Source organism: Rhizobium sp. USDA 4016 (assembly GCF_056279705.1).
Genome location: NZ_JBWCCY010000004.1, coordinates 2,300,382 through 2,314,331, shown reverse-complemented (window position 1 = coordinate 2,314,331; position 13,950 = coordinate 2,300,382). Strand labels below are relative to the sequence as shown.

The window sequence follows — 13,950 nt, the reverse complement described above, 5'->3', positions numbered from 1 at the left end:
CCAGAGACACCGAAGCCAGCATCAGCATCTCTCGTCCGACCGCTCTTGGAGAAGCCTGACACACATGGAGTTCGAACACGTCACCTTCGACCTGCCACACGGCACCTTCCACGCGCTGCAGGGTGGTGATCACGATGGTCAACCGACGCTCGTCCTGCACGGCTTCCCGGACCATCCGCCGACCGCGAGGCCCTTCCTTGCCGAGCTCGGCCGCCGCGGACGTCACGTCGTCGCACCCTGGCTTCGCGGTTACGCGCCGTCCCCGACCGCAGGGCCGTTCGACATGGCAGCCCTTACCAGCGACGTGCTCGCGCTGATCGACCGCTGGTCTCCCGGGCGAGCCGTGGAGTTGGTTGGCCACGAATGGGGCGGCGCGATCACATACGATGCTTGCGAAAGGGTGCCTGGCACGTCGACCTCTACGACCGCGTGGACCTCATTCCGTTCGACAAGCTGTCCACGTTCTTCGATCAGCATCTCGCGGCGTGATCCAGCGTCTCTTCCGCGAGACGGTGGGAGGCCCGCAAAGAAAATCCGGGCCTCAGCCCGTTACGTGCTTTGCATGAAGCGCCGCTGGAAGACCCATTCGTCACCTTCTCTAAATGGCGCACAGCTAGGCGGACCGCAAAGCTTATGCTGGCCTTTAGATAGTGCGGCGCGGCGCGTGCGGTCTTGACCCAGGTGCGGGCTCTGATCGAGAGTTGACAGGCACGGCTATAGCGGCCGGTTGATGTTCTTGTAGGTCTCGCCGAGCTGTTTCATTCGCTCGTCATAGGCGGCCTTGATGCAGGCGGCATCAGCCCTGCATTCCTGCCGCTTCTTCAGCCAGGCCGTTTGCTCGTCCTGCAGCGTGCCGCGCGAGCCCATGGCGAGCAGGCCTGAAAGAAGATCGAACGTCGTCGTCATCTTCACGTCGGCATCATTGAGCGCGCGGTTGTCGCAGATCACCTTTTCGTCCGGCTTCAGCTCCTTTGCATCGCAGTCGAAGCTCGCGGCCTGGGCGGCGCCAGAGCTCAAACATGCTGCGGACAAGGCAAGTATGGCAAGGGTGAGGGAACGTTTCATGCAAATCTTCCTGCTTCAGAAAGTAGCGTTTCAAAGGAACGCCAGTACCAGAAAGATGAAGCAGCAAGTCCAGACGGCAAGGACGAAAAGGAGCCCCGCTCTGCTACTGGCCGGACGGCTGGCGCGCAATGCGGCCTCCCTCCGGAGTTCGGCCATGATCTCCGGCGGGACGAGCTTGACGGCCAGCAAAATGCCGAGCGGCACGATGACGAGGTCGTCGAGATAGCCGAGGACGGGCACGAAATCCGGGATCAGATCGATAGGTGAAAGCGCATAGGCCGCCACTGCTGCAGCCGTTGCTTTTGCAAGCCACGGAACGCGTGGGTCGCGGGCGGCAAGCCATAATGCGGCAATGTCACACCTCAGTGACTTCGCCCATGTTTTCGCTTTTGATATCAGTTCCATGCCGCAAGTTCCTCACGTGCTTTCAAACCTGCCTTATTCCTTCATGCTTCCGCCCTCTTTCCTTTCTAGCGTCCAGCGCTACAACACTTTCTCAATACGAATTCAGAAGGGATTCCAATGCAAGGCCTGTTGAAACGCGCTTCCATTTCGCTCTTTGCGCTGGTCGTCGCTTTGCCGTTCGGCGCAGATGCGCAGGACGCGAAGGCGGTGCCGCAAAGCCGGGCGCAACTGCAGCTTTCCTTCGCGCCGCTCGTCAAGCAGACGTCGGGCGCCGTGGTGAATGTCTACGCAGAGAAGATCATCCAGCGCCAATCTCCCTTTGCAGGCGACCCTTTCTTCGAGCAGTTCTTCGGCCAGCAGATGCCGAATCGCACAGAAAAGCAATCCTCGCTCGGCTCTGGCGTCATCGTTGAAGCAAACGGCACAGTGGTGACGAATAATCACGTCATCGAGGGTGCGGACGACATCAAGGTGGCGCTGTCGGACGGCCGCGAGTTCCCGTGCAAGGTCGTGCTGCGTGACGACCGGCTCGATCTCGCGGTGCTGCAGATCGAAACCAAGGCGAGCTTCCCGACGCTGGCGATCGGCAATTCGGATGCCGTCGAGGTTGGCGATCTCGTGCTTGCGATCGGCAATCCCTTCGGCGTCGGCCAGACGGTGACGAGCGGCATCGTTTCGGCGCTTGCGCGCAACCAGGTTGTCAAGAACGAGTTCGGCTTCTTCATCCAGACCGACGCGTCGATCAATCCCGGCAATTCGGGGGGTGCGCTGATGAACATGAAGGGTGAACTGATCGGCATCAATACGGCGATCTTCTCGCGCGGCGGCGGCTCGAACGGTATCGGCTTCGCAATCCCCGCCAACCTGGTGAAGGTGTTCCTGGCATCGGCCGACGCTGGCGTGAAGTCGTTCGAACGCCCCTATGTCGGTGCCACCTTCGACGCGGTGACCTCCGAGGTTGCAGAAGCGCTCGGTCTCGACAAGGCACGCGGCGCGCTGATCGTGAAAGTGACGGAAGGCGGTCCTGCATCCAAGGCGGGTCTGAGAGCCGGCGAGATCGTCACGGCGGTGAACGGCGTTCCGGTCGAACATCCCGACGCGCTTCTCTATCGCCTGACGACGGCGGGCCTCGGCAGCTCCGTCAACCTGACCGTGGCCGAGAATGGCGGCGAACAGCAGGTGGCGCTGAAGCTCGACCGGGCGCCGGAAACCTCGCCGCGCGACCAGCGCACGATTGGCGGGCGCACGCCCTTCACCGGTACTGTCGTCGAGAACCTGTCGCCGCGCGTCGCTGACGAGCTGCGCATGCCGACGGAATCGACGGGTGTCGTCGTTGCCGATGTGAAGGATGGCTCGCCTGCAGCGCGTCTCGGCTTCGAGCCGAAGGACATCATCGTTTCGATCAATGGCGCACCGGTACAGACAACGGAGGAGCTGGAACAGATGGCCGACGCGGACCCGGGTTTCTGGCGCGTCGAGATCGAGCGCGAGGGCCAGCGGATAAGGCAGTTCTTCCGATGAGCGACGATCTCTTCGCACCGCGTGTTCCAGAGGAGGTCGCCAACAGGCGGCCTCTCGCCGATCGGCTCCGGCCACAGACGATTGCCGAAGTCACCGGCCAGGAACACCTGACGGGCGAAGACGGCGTGTTGCGCCGGATGATCGCAAGCGGTTCGCTCGGCTCCATGATCTTCTGGGGGCCGCCCGGCACCGGCAAGACGACCGTTGCCCGCCTGCTTTCCGGTGAAGCGGGCCTAGCCTTCGAACAGATCTCGGCGATCTTCTCCGGCGTCGCCGACCTCAAGAAGGCTTTCGACGCCGCGCGCCTGCGCCGCATGGACGGTCGCCAGACGCGTGCTTTTCGTCGACGAAATCCACCGCTTCAACCGTGCCCAGCAGGATAGCTTCCTGCCGGTCATGGAAGACGGCACCATCATCCTCGTCGGTGCCACCACAGAGAACCCGTCCTTCGAACTCAATGCCGCTCTCTTGTCTCGCGCCCGCGTGCTGACCTTCAAATCGCATGATGAAGAAAGCCTGGAAGAACTGCTGAAGCGCGCCGAGACGGCCGAAGGCAAGGCGCTGCCGCTGACGGCGGATGCACGCGCCAGCCTCTTGCGCATGGCAGACGGCGACGGCCGTGCCGTACTGACACTTGCCGAGGAGGTCTGGCGCGCCGTCCGCGACGGTGAGACGTTCGATACCGAAGCGCTTACGCGCATCGTGCAGCGCCGTGCCCCGGTCTATGACAAGGCACAGGACGGCCACTACAATCTCATCTCCGCGCTGCATAAGTCCGTGCGCGGCTCCGATCCGGATGCAGCGCTCTACTATCTCGCCCGCATGTTCGATGCCGGCGAGGACCCGCTCTATCTCGGGCGGCGGCTGGTGCGCATGGCGGTGGAGGATATCGGCCTTGCCGATCCGCAGGCGCTGGTCATCTGCAATGCCGCCAAGGACGCCTATGATTACCTTGGGTCACCGGAAGGTGAATTGGCGTTCGCGCAGGCCTGCGTCTATCTGGCGACCGCCCCGAAATCCAATGCCGTCTACACCGCTTTCAAGGCCGCCACGCAGGCGGCAAAAGAGAACGGCTCGCTGCTGCCGCCGAAGCATATCCTGAACGCGCCGACCAAGCTGATGAAGGGCGAAGGTTACGGCGAGGGCTATCGCTACGACCACGACGAGCCCGACGCCTTTTCGGGCCAGGATTATTTTCCGGAGAAGATGGGCCGCCAGACCTTCTACGATCCGCCGGAGCGCGGCTTCGAGCGCGATATCCGCAAGCGGCTCGAATATTGGGCGAAGCTCAGAAAAGAGCGCAATCCGCGCTAGTTGCGATCCGGTGACTTTTATGACGCGTGCTTCTGCCCCGCCGGCGCGGCAATCACCTTCACTGCGGAACCGGCAAGCCCGTGATGGCCTTCCATGTCCACGATCAGATGCCAGTGGCCGCTTTCGGGAACGGCGAGCCTGATGGGCGATTTTTTGGCAACTCCGCCAATATACTTGAAATCGAGAACCTCGGTGAAGCGCTGATAGTTCGGCGCCGTCATCAGCCGCACATTGTTCACCGCATTCAGTGTCACCTCGACAACGGTTCCGGCGCGCTGCTCGTGAAGATCATAATGGGTAAAGCGGAAGTTCGGTTTCGGCATCGGTCTTTGCGGATTAAATGTCTGTTGCCGCTAATGTTAGGGGACGCCGGTTAAGGAAGAGTTGGGCTGCGCGAGGGTGTGAAGCGCCGGACGCTTCCCGCTCTGGGACAGCGGGAGCAGTCAGTGCTTCGGGTATCTTACCTCACGACAACTGCCAGAGATTGGCGATGACGACGTAGAGTTCGACAAAGGCAAGCACGATGCCGAAGATCATCAGGATTTGCGCCGTGTGGCGTTCGCGCATATGGCGCGCTCCGGTCTTGTGGCGCGAAGGAGGAAACGAAAAGGGCGGAAACATCAGACGCATGGCGTTTCACCTTTTTCATGATGCCAAAGGCTACCGCCGATGCGGATAGGAAATCCATTCGCGCTCACGGGTGAAGATATAAGAATGTCATAAAGACGCCTGGCAGGTGCCGGAACAGTCTACCGCTGGTTCTCCCGATCGAGCTGCGAGACCAGCGCGAATACCGTTTCGGAGACCGGCGTCGGCACCGACACAAGCCGTCCCAGCGTGACGATCATGCCGGTGAGGGGCACGATTTCGAGCGGCTTTCCGGCCAAAAGATCCTGCAGCATCGAGGTGCGCACTGCGCCTACGTGCCGGGATTGCTCGAGCCGCTCTTCGATGGTGCTGTCAAAGCGGGCGCCAAGCGCGCGGCCGACGGTGCGCACTTCGGTCATCACCTTGCCGACGGTTTCGGCAAGCGCCGGATTGGCCATGATGTCGGTCATCAGGGCTCGCGTCAGGGCGCTGATCGGATTGAAGGCGGCGTTGCCAGTAAGCTTGTTCCAGATTTCGTCGCGGATGCGCTGCGTGGCCGTAATACTGAGGCCGGCGCGGGAGAAGAGCGCGGCAATCGCTTCGAGATCGGCGGATGGTTCACCGGACGGCTCGCCCAGGATGAAGCGGCCATCGTTCGAGAGCTTCACCTGGCCGGGATTGATCACTTCCGCGCCCTGATAGGCAACGCAGCCGATGACACGTTGCGGACCGATCAGGCGCCAGAGCCGGCCGCCCGGATCGAGTTCCTCCAACTGCAGTTCGGCATGCGGGCTTTGCCTGTCGCGGTGAAAATACCACCACGGAATGCCGTTCAGGATCATGACGACACGCGTGCCGTCCTTCAGCAGGTTGGCGATGCCTTCGGCTGCCGGGCCAAGCTGATGGCCCTTAAGGCCCGTAACGATCAGATCCTGCGGCGGAAGCGCCGATGGATCATCCGTTGCGGTGATACGGGCGTTGATCGGCGTCTCGGAGCCGGCTTCGAAGAGGTCAAGGCCATTCTTCCTCATCGCATCGAGATGGGCGCCTCGCGCCACCACGGAGATCGTCGCTCCGGTGCCGAGTCCGGCTGCAAGCTTCACCGCCATGGCACCGCCAAGCGCGCCGGCGCCATAGATACAGATAGTCCTGAAAGGCATTAGGGAGGCTCCGCGATCATTGCTGTCGCGCTAGACTTAGGACGCACTTGCGGGATGGCGAGCGAAATTATCGCTTCATGAACCGATTTTTGACGCCCGCATCAATGGGACGTGACGTCCGCAACAAGCTCATTGCGGCGGAGCTCATCGATCGCGGCAACCGCGTCCTCTGCCGACCATCCGGCGCGGACGGCAGCGGCGATCATCTTCACCTCCACCTCCTGCTCCAGAGCCAGAAAGAGCGGTTCCAGCGCTTCCTGGACTGTCAGAATATGCTCGCGCGGCGAGGCGATAGTCTGGCTTGCGGCTGACAAAGGCATCTCAGCAGTTCTCCTCCGGCGAATTATTCATGAATCAATTCAACTATGCCACCAGGAAAAAAGTTCCATGGGGTATTTCAGAAAGCATACGGCTTGTTCTTTCGCCCTGCCTCTGCCTTGTTGCTCGCTTAGCCTGACACTCGATTCGGTTTGCCGCAACGAGGGCGGGGACGAGAGATGGCATCAAAGGAGAATATGATGACGGACGCCAAAAGCGGGATTTCGGGATTGCGGCCGCGGATCACGGTGATCGGCGTTGGCGGCGGCGGCGGCAATGCGATCAACAACATGATCTCCGAAAATCTGGAAGGTGTCGATTTCATCGCCGCCAATACGGATGCTCAGGTGCTGGCAACGTCCAAGGCGTCGCGCCGCATCCAGCTCGGCGCGCACGTGACCGAGGGGCTCGGTGCCGGATCGCTGCCGGAAGTCGGCCGTGCAGCGGCCGAAGAATCGATCGACGAGATCATGGATCACCTGGCAGGCTCGCATATGTGCTTCGTCACCGCCGGCATGGGCGGTGGCACGGGCACGGGTGCTGCGCCGGTGATTGCGCATGCGGCACGCTCCGCCGGCATCCTGACGGTCGGCGTCGTCACTAAGCCCTTCACCTTCGAGGGCAACCGGCGCCTGAGGACGGCGGATATCGGCATCGAGGCGCTGCGCCAGGCGGCCGACACCGTAATCGTCATTCCGAACCAGAACCTTTTCCGCATCGCCGATGCGAAGACCACCTTCGCCGACGCCTTCATGACCGCCGACCGCGTACTCTTTTCCGGTGTCGGCTGCATCACCGACCTGATCGTCAAGGAAGGCCTGATCAATCTCGACTTCGCCGACGTCAAATCGGTGATGCGCGGCATGGGCCGGGCGATGATGGGGACCGGTGAGTCATCCGGCGACGAGCGCGCGCTGAAGGCGGCCGAAGCGGCGATCGCCAATCCCTTGCTCGACGACATCTCGATGAAGGGCGCCAAGGGCGTTCTGATCTCGATTTCCGGCGGTTCGGACATGACGCTCTTCGAAGTGGACGAGGCCGCAAGCCGCATCCGCGACGAGGTGCAGGACGACGCCGACATCGTCGTCGGCGCGATCTTCGACCGCAATCTCGACGGCAAGTTCCGCGTGTCTGTCGTCGCAACGGGCCTCGACGCTGAGCTCTCCGCATCGGCACCGGATGCCGTCGCTCAGCAGATCCATACGCGCACGCTTCAATAAGACGCAATTTCGCTCCGCCCTCGGCTTTTCCGCAGGCGGAGCGAAATGACTGGCAGTGTCAAGCGGCGGCGTCTGCTTGAAAATCCGTCGAGACGGCGAGTTCGCGCCATTCGGCAAGCTCTTTGGCAACGCTCGCATTCTGCTCCTCGATCTTCGCGACTGTATCGCTGCCGAAGGGCATGCGGAGCGGCGGGCTTGCCGCGTTCGCAAGGGTGATGATGCCGGCTGCGAGCCTTGCCGGGTCGCCCGGCTGGGCATGGTTTGCATCGGCTGCGAAATCGCGCATGTTGCCGGCCGGCGTGCCGATATAGTCCGGGATCGAGGCCGGACTGACCGCCAGCGAGTTGTCGGCGAGGAAATCTGTGCGGAAGAAGCCGGGCTCGACGATCGTCACCTTGATGCCGAAGGGCTCGAGTTCGGCGGCCAGGGATTCCGACAGGCCTTCGACGGCGAACTTGGTCGAACCATAGACGCCCCAGCCCGGATAACCGAAATAGCCGCGGGATGCACCAGTGATGAACCAGACTTTCATGACACGTTCCTTTCAAGCTCTAGGATTTTTGGGTGTCTGCATCTCTGTGCCGACGGGAGGAATTTGACCGAAAACGCGCTGCTGTATAAGATTTGTTATTATCGAAACTATGATGAGTGAAATTCAGCAATGCGCGCCACCGAGCTTTCCGAACTGGCAGCTTTTGCCGCCGTTGCCCGGCACCGGAGCTTCAGAAAGGCGGGCGAGGAGAGGGGCGTCACGGCCTCCGCCGTCAGCCATGCGGTTCTCAATCTCGAGGACAGGATCGGCGTCCGGCTTTTGAATCGCACGACGCGGAGCGTCTCGCTGACGGAGGCGGGCGAACTCCTGAAGTCGCATCTCGATCCGGCCTTCGGTGAGATCACTGCAGCGCTCGATGCGCTGAACCGGTTTCGTGACACGCCCTTCGGCAAGGTCAGGATCAACGTTCCGAATTCGATCGCGCCTTTCGTGATCGGCCGGGTGATCGGCCCGCTGCTCGAAAAGAATCCGAACCTGCAGCTCGAAATCAGCGCCACGGACCGCCTGATCGATATTGTCGAAGAAGGTTTCGATGGCGGGATAAGGTTTGGGGAGCGGGTGACGGAAGGCATGATCGCCTTGCGCATCAAGCCGCGGCTGCGCCTGGTGGTCGTCGGTTCGCCCGCCTATTTCAAACGGCGGCCGAAGCCGGTGACACCGCACGACCTGAAGCGCCATCTCTGTATCCAGAACATGTTCCCCTCCGGCGCGCGTTACCCATGGGATTTCGAGAAGGACGGGCAGGCGATTACCTTCCACCCGGCCGGCCCGCTTTCGCTCGACGACCACGAACTGATGACCCAAGCAGCCCTTGGCGGCGTGGCGCTCGCCTATGTCTGGGAAGATCGCGTGGAGAAGATGATCGCGGCCGGCGAACTCATCCAGGTGCTCGACGACTGGTGCCAGCCGGAAGAGCCGCTCTACCTCTACTACCCCAGCCGGCGCCACATGCCGGCTGGGTTCAGGGCAGTGATCGAAGCGATGAAGGCGGAATAGCGCTAGGCGTTCTGGGTTCTGGGGGCACCTCTTGCCGCGGTGACCTCATCAAGGCAGCTGGCGAGAGGAGCGAGCGGCGGCTCATGCGCGCAGCCCTCAATGGTGCCGGCGCGTCTGCCCCGCCGATTTCGAGGGTTTTTCCTCGTAATCCGATGTTGGCCAGGTGCTGCAATTGCGGCACCAATGCCAAGTGTCTTTGCCCTTGCTTTTCCGATATGCCATGTCCGCCCTCCCGTAGATTGGCGCAAGGAGGTAAAGCCGCAGGGCGATTTCAGGTTGCCTCAGGTGAGCCCCGTGACCGGGCGGCCGACGGTGAGTGCCTTGCGGAGATTGGGGTCGAGCCGTTCGGCATAGACATGGTCCGGTGCCGCACCCAGTGCATCCAGCATCTTCGAGAAGAAGCAGCGGGCTGCCGCCGCCGCGGTGATGTCGAAGATCTCGGCATCGGTGAGCTGGTGCTTTTTCAACCCGTCGACATCTTGCTGCGTCACCGAGGTCGCGTCGCGCACCACTTTGGCGGCAAAGGCCATGACGGCGCGCTCGACGGCATCGATCGGCGCCTTTTCCGTCTCGTTCGCCACGGCCGCCAGCCCGTCATTGGTGAAGCCCTCGCGCAACAGCACGGAACCGTGCGCCAGCATGCAATACGAGGACTTGAGCTCCTTTGCCGCCGCCAGCGTCACCAGCTCGTAGCGCCTGGGGCTCATATGACTGCGGATGCTCGAAAGCAGGGCACCCCAGTTCTCCATCACCTCGGGCCGGTGCCCGAAGGTGCGGTACATGTTTGGCAGATAGCCGTAGTTCGACTCGGCGGACGCGTACATGGACGCGGTCTTCTCGCTGGCGGACGCGTCGGGGGTGTGGATGAAGGGCATGGCTTGATCCTCCTCTATGATGCATGAAGGATAGGCGGAAAAACGCGGACGGCAATCTGCGGGACGGTCTTTGTGCGCGCCGGCGTGCTTGGAGTTCGGCGGAGCCTCGAAATGGCAGGGTCGGCCGCCGCCCGGCTCATGACGCCGGCCATTTCCAATTTCTGACCTCGGGCATGTCCTCGCCATATTCCCGGACGTAGGCGTGGTGTTCGGCGAGTTTCACATGCAGCCGGTCGAGAACGTCCGGCACCTTCTCCTTCAATCCCGGCACGCGCTCGATGGCTTCGATGGCGAGATGGAAGCGGTCGAGCTCGTTCAGCACCGTCATGTCGAAAGGCGTCGTCGTCGTTCCTTCCTCGATGAAACCGCGCACGTGAATGTTTTCGTGGTTTGTGCGTTTGTAGGTCAGCCGGTGGATGAGATAGGGATAGCCGTGATAGGCGAAGATCACCGGCTTGTCCTTTGTGAAGATGCGGTCGAATTCACCGTGCTCCAGGCCGTGCGGATGCTGCTCCTTGGCCTGCAGCGCCAAAAGGTCGACGACGTTGACGACGCGCATTTTCAGATCGGGGATCATCTCGCGAAGGAGGCTGACGGCGGCAAGCGTTTCCATCGTCGGCACGTCGCCGGCGCAGGCCATGATCACGTCGGGCGCGATCGTGTTATCCTCGTTGCTGGCCCATTCCCAGATGCCGATCCCGGCCTTGCAGTGCTCGATCGCCTCATCCATCGGCAGATATTGCGGCTCCGGCTGCTTGCCTGCGACGATGACGTTGACGCGGTCGTAGGTCTTCAGGCAATGGTCGCCGACCCAGAGCAGTGTGTTGGCATCCGGCGGCAGGTAGATGCGCACAATATCGGCCTTCTTGTTGGCGACGAGATCGACGAAGCCCGGATCCTGATGGGAAAAGCCGTTGTGATCCTGCCGCCAGACATGCGAGGTGAGCAGGTAGTTGAGGGAGGATATAGGCTTTCGCCACGCCAGTTCGCGGGTGACCTTCAGCCATTTGGCGTGCTGGTTGAACATCGAGTCGACGATGTGGATGAAGGCTTCGTAGCACGAGAAGAGGCCGTGCCGTCCGGTCAGAAGGTAGCCCTCCAACCAGCCCTGGCAGAGATGTTCGCTCAGGACCTCCATGACGCGGCCGTCGAGGGAAAGATGCACGTCATAGGGCTCGATGTTCTCCATCCAGACGCGGTCCGTCGCCTCGAAGACGCTGCCGAGGCGGTTCGATTCCGTTTCGTCGGGGCCGAAGATGCGGAAATTCGCGTTCTTGGCATTGAGCTTCAGCACATCGCGCAGGTACTGACCGAAAATCTCGGTCGATTGCACGGCGGTGCTGCCACGGTCCCCGATCTTGATCTCGTAATCGCGGATATCGGGGACGGAGAGCTCCTTGCGCAACAGGCCGCCATTGGCGTGCGGGTTGGCCCCCATCCGGCGGTTGCCCTCGGGCGCCAGCGCCTGCAGGTCGTCCTTCAGGCGTCCGTCCGTATCGAACAAGTTTTCCGGCTCGTAGCTGCGCATCCAGTCTTCGAGAATCTTCCGGTGGCCGTCGTCGCCGCGGCAGTTTGAGACCGGCACCTGATGGGCGCGCCAGAAGCCCTCGACCTTCTTGCCGTCGACTTCCTTTGGCCCCGTCCAGCCTTTCGGGCTGCGAAGCACGATCATCGGCCAGCGCGGCATGCCCGCGCCGCCTGAGCGCGCTTGCGCCTGGATGTCCCTGATCCGGTCGAACACTGCGTCGAAGGCGGCCGCCATCTTGCTGTGCATGTCGGCCGGCTCGTGTCCCTCGACGAAGAAGGGCTGGTGGCCATATCCCTGGAAGAGATCGCGCAGATCATCGTTGCTGGCGCGGGCAAGAATCGTGGGGTTGGCGATCTTGTAGCCGTTGAGATGCAGGATCGGCAGCACCGCGCCGTCGCGGGCAGGGTTCAGGAACTTGTTCGAATGCCAGCTGGCTGCAAGCGGGCCGGTTTCGGCCTCGCCGTCGCCGACGACACAGGCGACGGTCAGCTCCGGATTGTCGAAGGCGGCGCCATAGGCGTGGACGAGGGCATAGCCGAGCTCGCCGCCTTCATGGATCGAGCCGGGCGTTTCGGGTGCTGCATGGCTTGGAATACCGCCGGGAAAGGAAAACTGGCGGAAGAGCTTGCGCATGCCGTCCGCATCCTCGGAAATATCCGGATAGATCTCGCTATAGGTGCCTTCGAGATAGGTGTTGGCGACCATGCCCGGCCCGCCATGGCCGGGTCCGCACATATAGATGATGTCGAGGTCGCGGGCACGGATCATCCGGTTGAGGTGCACATAGATGAAGTTCAGTCCCGGCGTCGTGCCCCAGTGGCCGAGGAGACGAGGCTTGATATGCTCGGGCTTCAGCGGTTCGCGCAAAAGCGGGTTATCCAAGAGGTAGATCTGGCCGATGGAGAGATAATTGGCGGCCCGCCAGTAGCGGTCGAGCAAAGCGAGGTCGGCGTCGGAAAGCGCGGAAGGGACGGTGTTCGAGGCGTGCTGTTCCATGGATTCACCTGTTCGAAACGTGTTCAGGTTCAACTCTAGCGGCTTGCGCCGGGCCGGTTCTTGATCTGGATCAACCCGCACGGAGAATAGCGAGCGCCTCGTCGGCGATAACCTGCTCCTCGTCCGTGGGGATGACGAGCGCGGCAATCCTGCTGTCCGGCGTGCTGATGACCGTCATGTTGGCCTCGTTCCCGCCATCGTCGAGACGAAGGCCCATCCAGCGGAGATGGGCGGCGACGCGGCGCCTGATTTCCGGCTGGTTTTCGCCGATGCCGGCGGTGAAAACGATCGCGTCCAGGCCGCCGAGCGTCACCGACATGCGGCCGATCTCGCTGGCGATGCGGAAGCAGAAGAGATCGATTGCCTGGGCAGCTTCCGGCCGCTCGTCCTTCAGAAGATCCCGGGTATCCCCGCTGATGCCGGAGACGCCCAGCATGCCGCAGGCATGATAGAGGAAGTGTTCCAGCTCGCTGGGATCGCGCGTTCCCTTCCGCATGAGATAGAGGAGGGCGCCTGGATCGAGCGACCCCGGCCGCGTTGCCATCGGGATGCCGTCAAGGGCCGAGAACCCCATGCTGCAATCGCGGCTGATGCCGCCCTTCAGGGCGCAAAGGCTGGCTCCGCTGCCGAGATGGGCGGCCACGACCTTTCCGCCGGTCACCTCCGGCGCCTGCCGGTTGAGCGCGCCGGCGATGAATTTGTAAGACAGGCCGTGGAAGCCGTAGCGGCGCACGCCTTCGTCATGCAGCGATCGCGGGATCGCCATGCGCCGGACGAGATCGTCCTGCGTCGCGTGGAAGGCGGTGTCGAACGATGCCGTCTGCAGCATGTCGGGTCGCAGATCCTGCAGCGCGCGGATCACCCGCAGCGCCTGTGGCTGGTGCAGTGGGGCAAGCGGAACCATCGCCTCGATCTCGCAGATCGTCTGCGCGTCAAGCGCTGCGGCCTCACGAAACCGAAGGCCGCCATGGACGACGCGATGGGAGGCGAGCTTCAGGGAGCCGGGTGGCAGTTGAGCCAGCAGGTGATCCAGTGTGCCTTCGATGACCTCGGCAAACCGCTCGCCATTGTCGCCCGAAAGCGGGCGCTCGAAGCTGTCGTCCCCCAGCGAATAGCGCAGGACGAGTGCGCTGTCGTCGAAGTCGATCTTTCCCTTGCCGATCGGCCGGGCGGCGCCTGTGCCGGCATCGAAGATGCCGATCTTGAGCGTCGATGATCCGGCATTGAAGGTCAGGCAGACTGTATCGGCATCCATGCTCGCCTCTCCGCACTGAGGAACCGCCGCCGTTTTCGTTATCTAGGGCCCTTCACCCTCGCGTAAACCACGGCGGTGGCCGGCGTGTGAGACAGCCGGAACTGCCGTTGCGAGCCGGACAGCCGAGACAAGAAGAAGCCCGCCGGAGCGGGCCAA

At 62.3% G+C, this 13,950-nt stretch carries 12 protein-coding genes and 4 pseudogenes; 6 read left to right on the top strand and 10 right to left on the bottom strand.

Going from position 1 to position 13,950, the window contains the following annotated elements:
• Positions 1-64 precede the first annotated feature (64 nt).
• Together ACZ9DP_RS26815 and ACZ9DP_RS26810 are read left to right on the top strand one after the other, a co-directional pair.
• Positions 65-370, top strand: a pseudogene (locus ACZ9DP_RS26815) (alpha/beta fold hydrolase); the annotation flags it as partial.
• A 29-nt stretch (positions 371-399) separates the two neighbouring features.
• Positions 400-489 (top strand): annotated as a pseudogene (locus ACZ9DP_RS26810) (alpha/beta hydrolase); the annotation flags it as partial.
• 225 nt (positions 490-714) lie between these two features.
• Here the strand turns inward: ACZ9DP_RS26810 and ACZ9DP_RS26805 are convergent.
• Together ACZ9DP_RS26805 and ACZ9DP_RS26800 are read right to left on the bottom strand one after the other, a co-directional pair.
• The gene (locus ACZ9DP_RS26805) at positions 715-1,065 is read right to left on the bottom strand and encodes a lysozyme inhibitor LprI family protein (protein WP_194729463.1); all 351 of its coding nucleotides are present in this window, start codon (positions 1,063-1,065) and stop codon (positions 715-717) included.
• Positions 1,066-1,095: 30 nt separating this feature from the next.
• Positions 1,096-1,470: a YkvA family protein gene (locus tag ACZ9DP_RS26800; RefSeq protein WP_476204109.1), complete on the bottom strand. Its 375-nt coding sequence runs from the start codon at positions 1,468-1,470 to the stop codon at positions 1,096-1,098.
• A 117-nt stretch (positions 1,471-1,587) separates the two neighbouring features.
• Here ACZ9DP_RS26800 and ACZ9DP_RS26795 point away from each other — a divergent pair, with 117 nt between their 5' ends.
• Together ACZ9DP_RS26795 and ACZ9DP_RS26790 are read left to right on the top strand one after the other, a co-directional pair.
• Positions 1,588-2,991, top strand: a complete 1,404-nt coding sequence (locus tag ACZ9DP_RS26795; protein WP_476204108.1) for a DegQ family serine endoprotease — start codon at positions 1,588-1,590, stop codon at positions 2,989-2,991.
• Positions 2,988-4,305 (top strand): annotated as a pseudogene (locus tag ACZ9DP_RS26790) (replication-associated recombination protein A). The gene ACZ9DP_RS26795 and the pseudogene ACZ9DP_RS26790 overlap by 4 nt, the downstream one beginning before the upstream one ends.
• Positions 4,306-4,322: 17 nt before the next feature.
• Here ACZ9DP_RS26790 and ACZ9DP_RS26785 read toward each other — a convergent pair.
• The 4 genes from ACZ9DP_RS26785 to ACZ9DP_RS26770 form a co-directional block, all read right to left on the bottom strand.
• The gene (locus ACZ9DP_RS26785; protein ID WP_194729465.1) at positions 4,323-4,628 is read right to left on the bottom strand and encodes a DUF1883 domain-containing protein; all 306 of its coding nucleotides are present in this window, start codon (positions 4,626-4,628) and stop codon (positions 4,323-4,325) included.
• Between the two features lie 142 nt (positions 4,629-4,770).
• Positions 4,771-4,935, bottom strand: coding sequence for a hypothetical protein (locus ACZ9DP_RS26780; protein WP_194729466.1), 165 nt, complete (start codon positions 4,933-4,935; stop codon positions 4,771-4,773).
• Between the two features lie 119 nt (positions 4,936-5,054).
• A complete protein-coding gene (locus tag ACZ9DP_RS26775) occupies positions 5,055-6,053 on the bottom strand; it encodes a ketopantoate reductase family protein (protein WP_476204107.1) in 999 nt (332 codons plus the stop codon).
• A 101-nt stretch (positions 6,054-6,154) separates the two neighbouring features.
• Complete coding sequence (locus ACZ9DP_RS26770; RefSeq protein ID WP_039844655.1) at positions 6,155-6,373, bottom strand: hypothetical protein; 219 nt, start codon at positions 6,371-6,373, stop codon at positions 6,155-6,157.
• A gap of 198 nt (positions 6,374-6,571) precedes the next feature.
• On the opposite strand from ACZ9DP_RS26770, the gene ftsZ reads away from it, so the two are divergent.
• Positions 6,572-7,591 (top strand): cell division protein FtsZ, encoded by a 1,020-nt coding sequence (gene ftsZ / locus ACZ9DP_RS26765; protein WP_476204106.1) that lies wholly within the window; start codon positions 6,572-6,574, stop codon positions 7,589-7,591.
• A gap of 58 nt (positions 7,592-7,649) precedes the next feature.
• Here the strand turns inward: ftsZ and ACZ9DP_RS26760 are convergent.
• A pseudogene (locus ACZ9DP_RS26760) lies at positions 7,650-8,090 on the bottom strand (SDR family NAD(P)-dependent oxidoreductase); the annotation flags it as partial.
• A gap of 162 nt (positions 8,091-8,252) precedes the next feature.
• Between ACZ9DP_RS26760 and ACZ9DP_RS26755 the strand changes: the two are divergent.
• The gene (locus ACZ9DP_RS26755; protein WP_194729468.1) at positions 8,253-9,140 is read left to right on the top strand and encodes a LysR family transcriptional regulator; all 888 of its coding nucleotides are present in this window, start codon (positions 8,253-8,255) and stop codon (positions 9,138-9,140) included.
• A 281-nt stretch (positions 9,141-9,421) separates the two neighbouring features.
• On the opposite strand, the gene ACZ9DP_RS26750 is transcribed toward ACZ9DP_RS26755, so the two are convergent.
• The 3 genes from ACZ9DP_RS26750 to ACZ9DP_RS26740 all read right to left on the bottom strand — a co-directional run bounded on the left by ACZ9DP_RS26750 (position 9,422) and on the right by ACZ9DP_RS26740 (position 13,794).
• On the bottom strand, positions 9,422-10,015 hold the full coding sequence (locus ACZ9DP_RS26750) for a carboxymuconolactone decarboxylase family protein (RefSeq protein ID WP_074067625.1): 594 nt from the start codon (positions 10,013-10,015) through the stop codon (positions 9,422-9,424).
• A gap of 136 nt (positions 10,016-10,151) precedes the next feature.
• Positions 10,152-12,539 (bottom strand): phosphoketolase family protein, encoded by a 2,388-nt coding sequence (locus tag ACZ9DP_RS26745; protein ID WP_476204105.1) that lies wholly within the window; start codon positions 12,537-12,539, stop codon positions 10,152-10,154.
• 70 nt (positions 12,540-12,609) lie between these two features.
• The gene (locus tag ACZ9DP_RS26740) at positions 12,610-13,794 is read right to left on the bottom strand and encodes an acetate/propionate family kinase (protein WP_476204104.1); all 1,185 of its coding nucleotides are present in this window, start codon (positions 13,792-13,794) and stop codon (positions 12,610-12,612) included.
• Positions 13,795-13,950 lie beyond the last annotated feature (156 nt).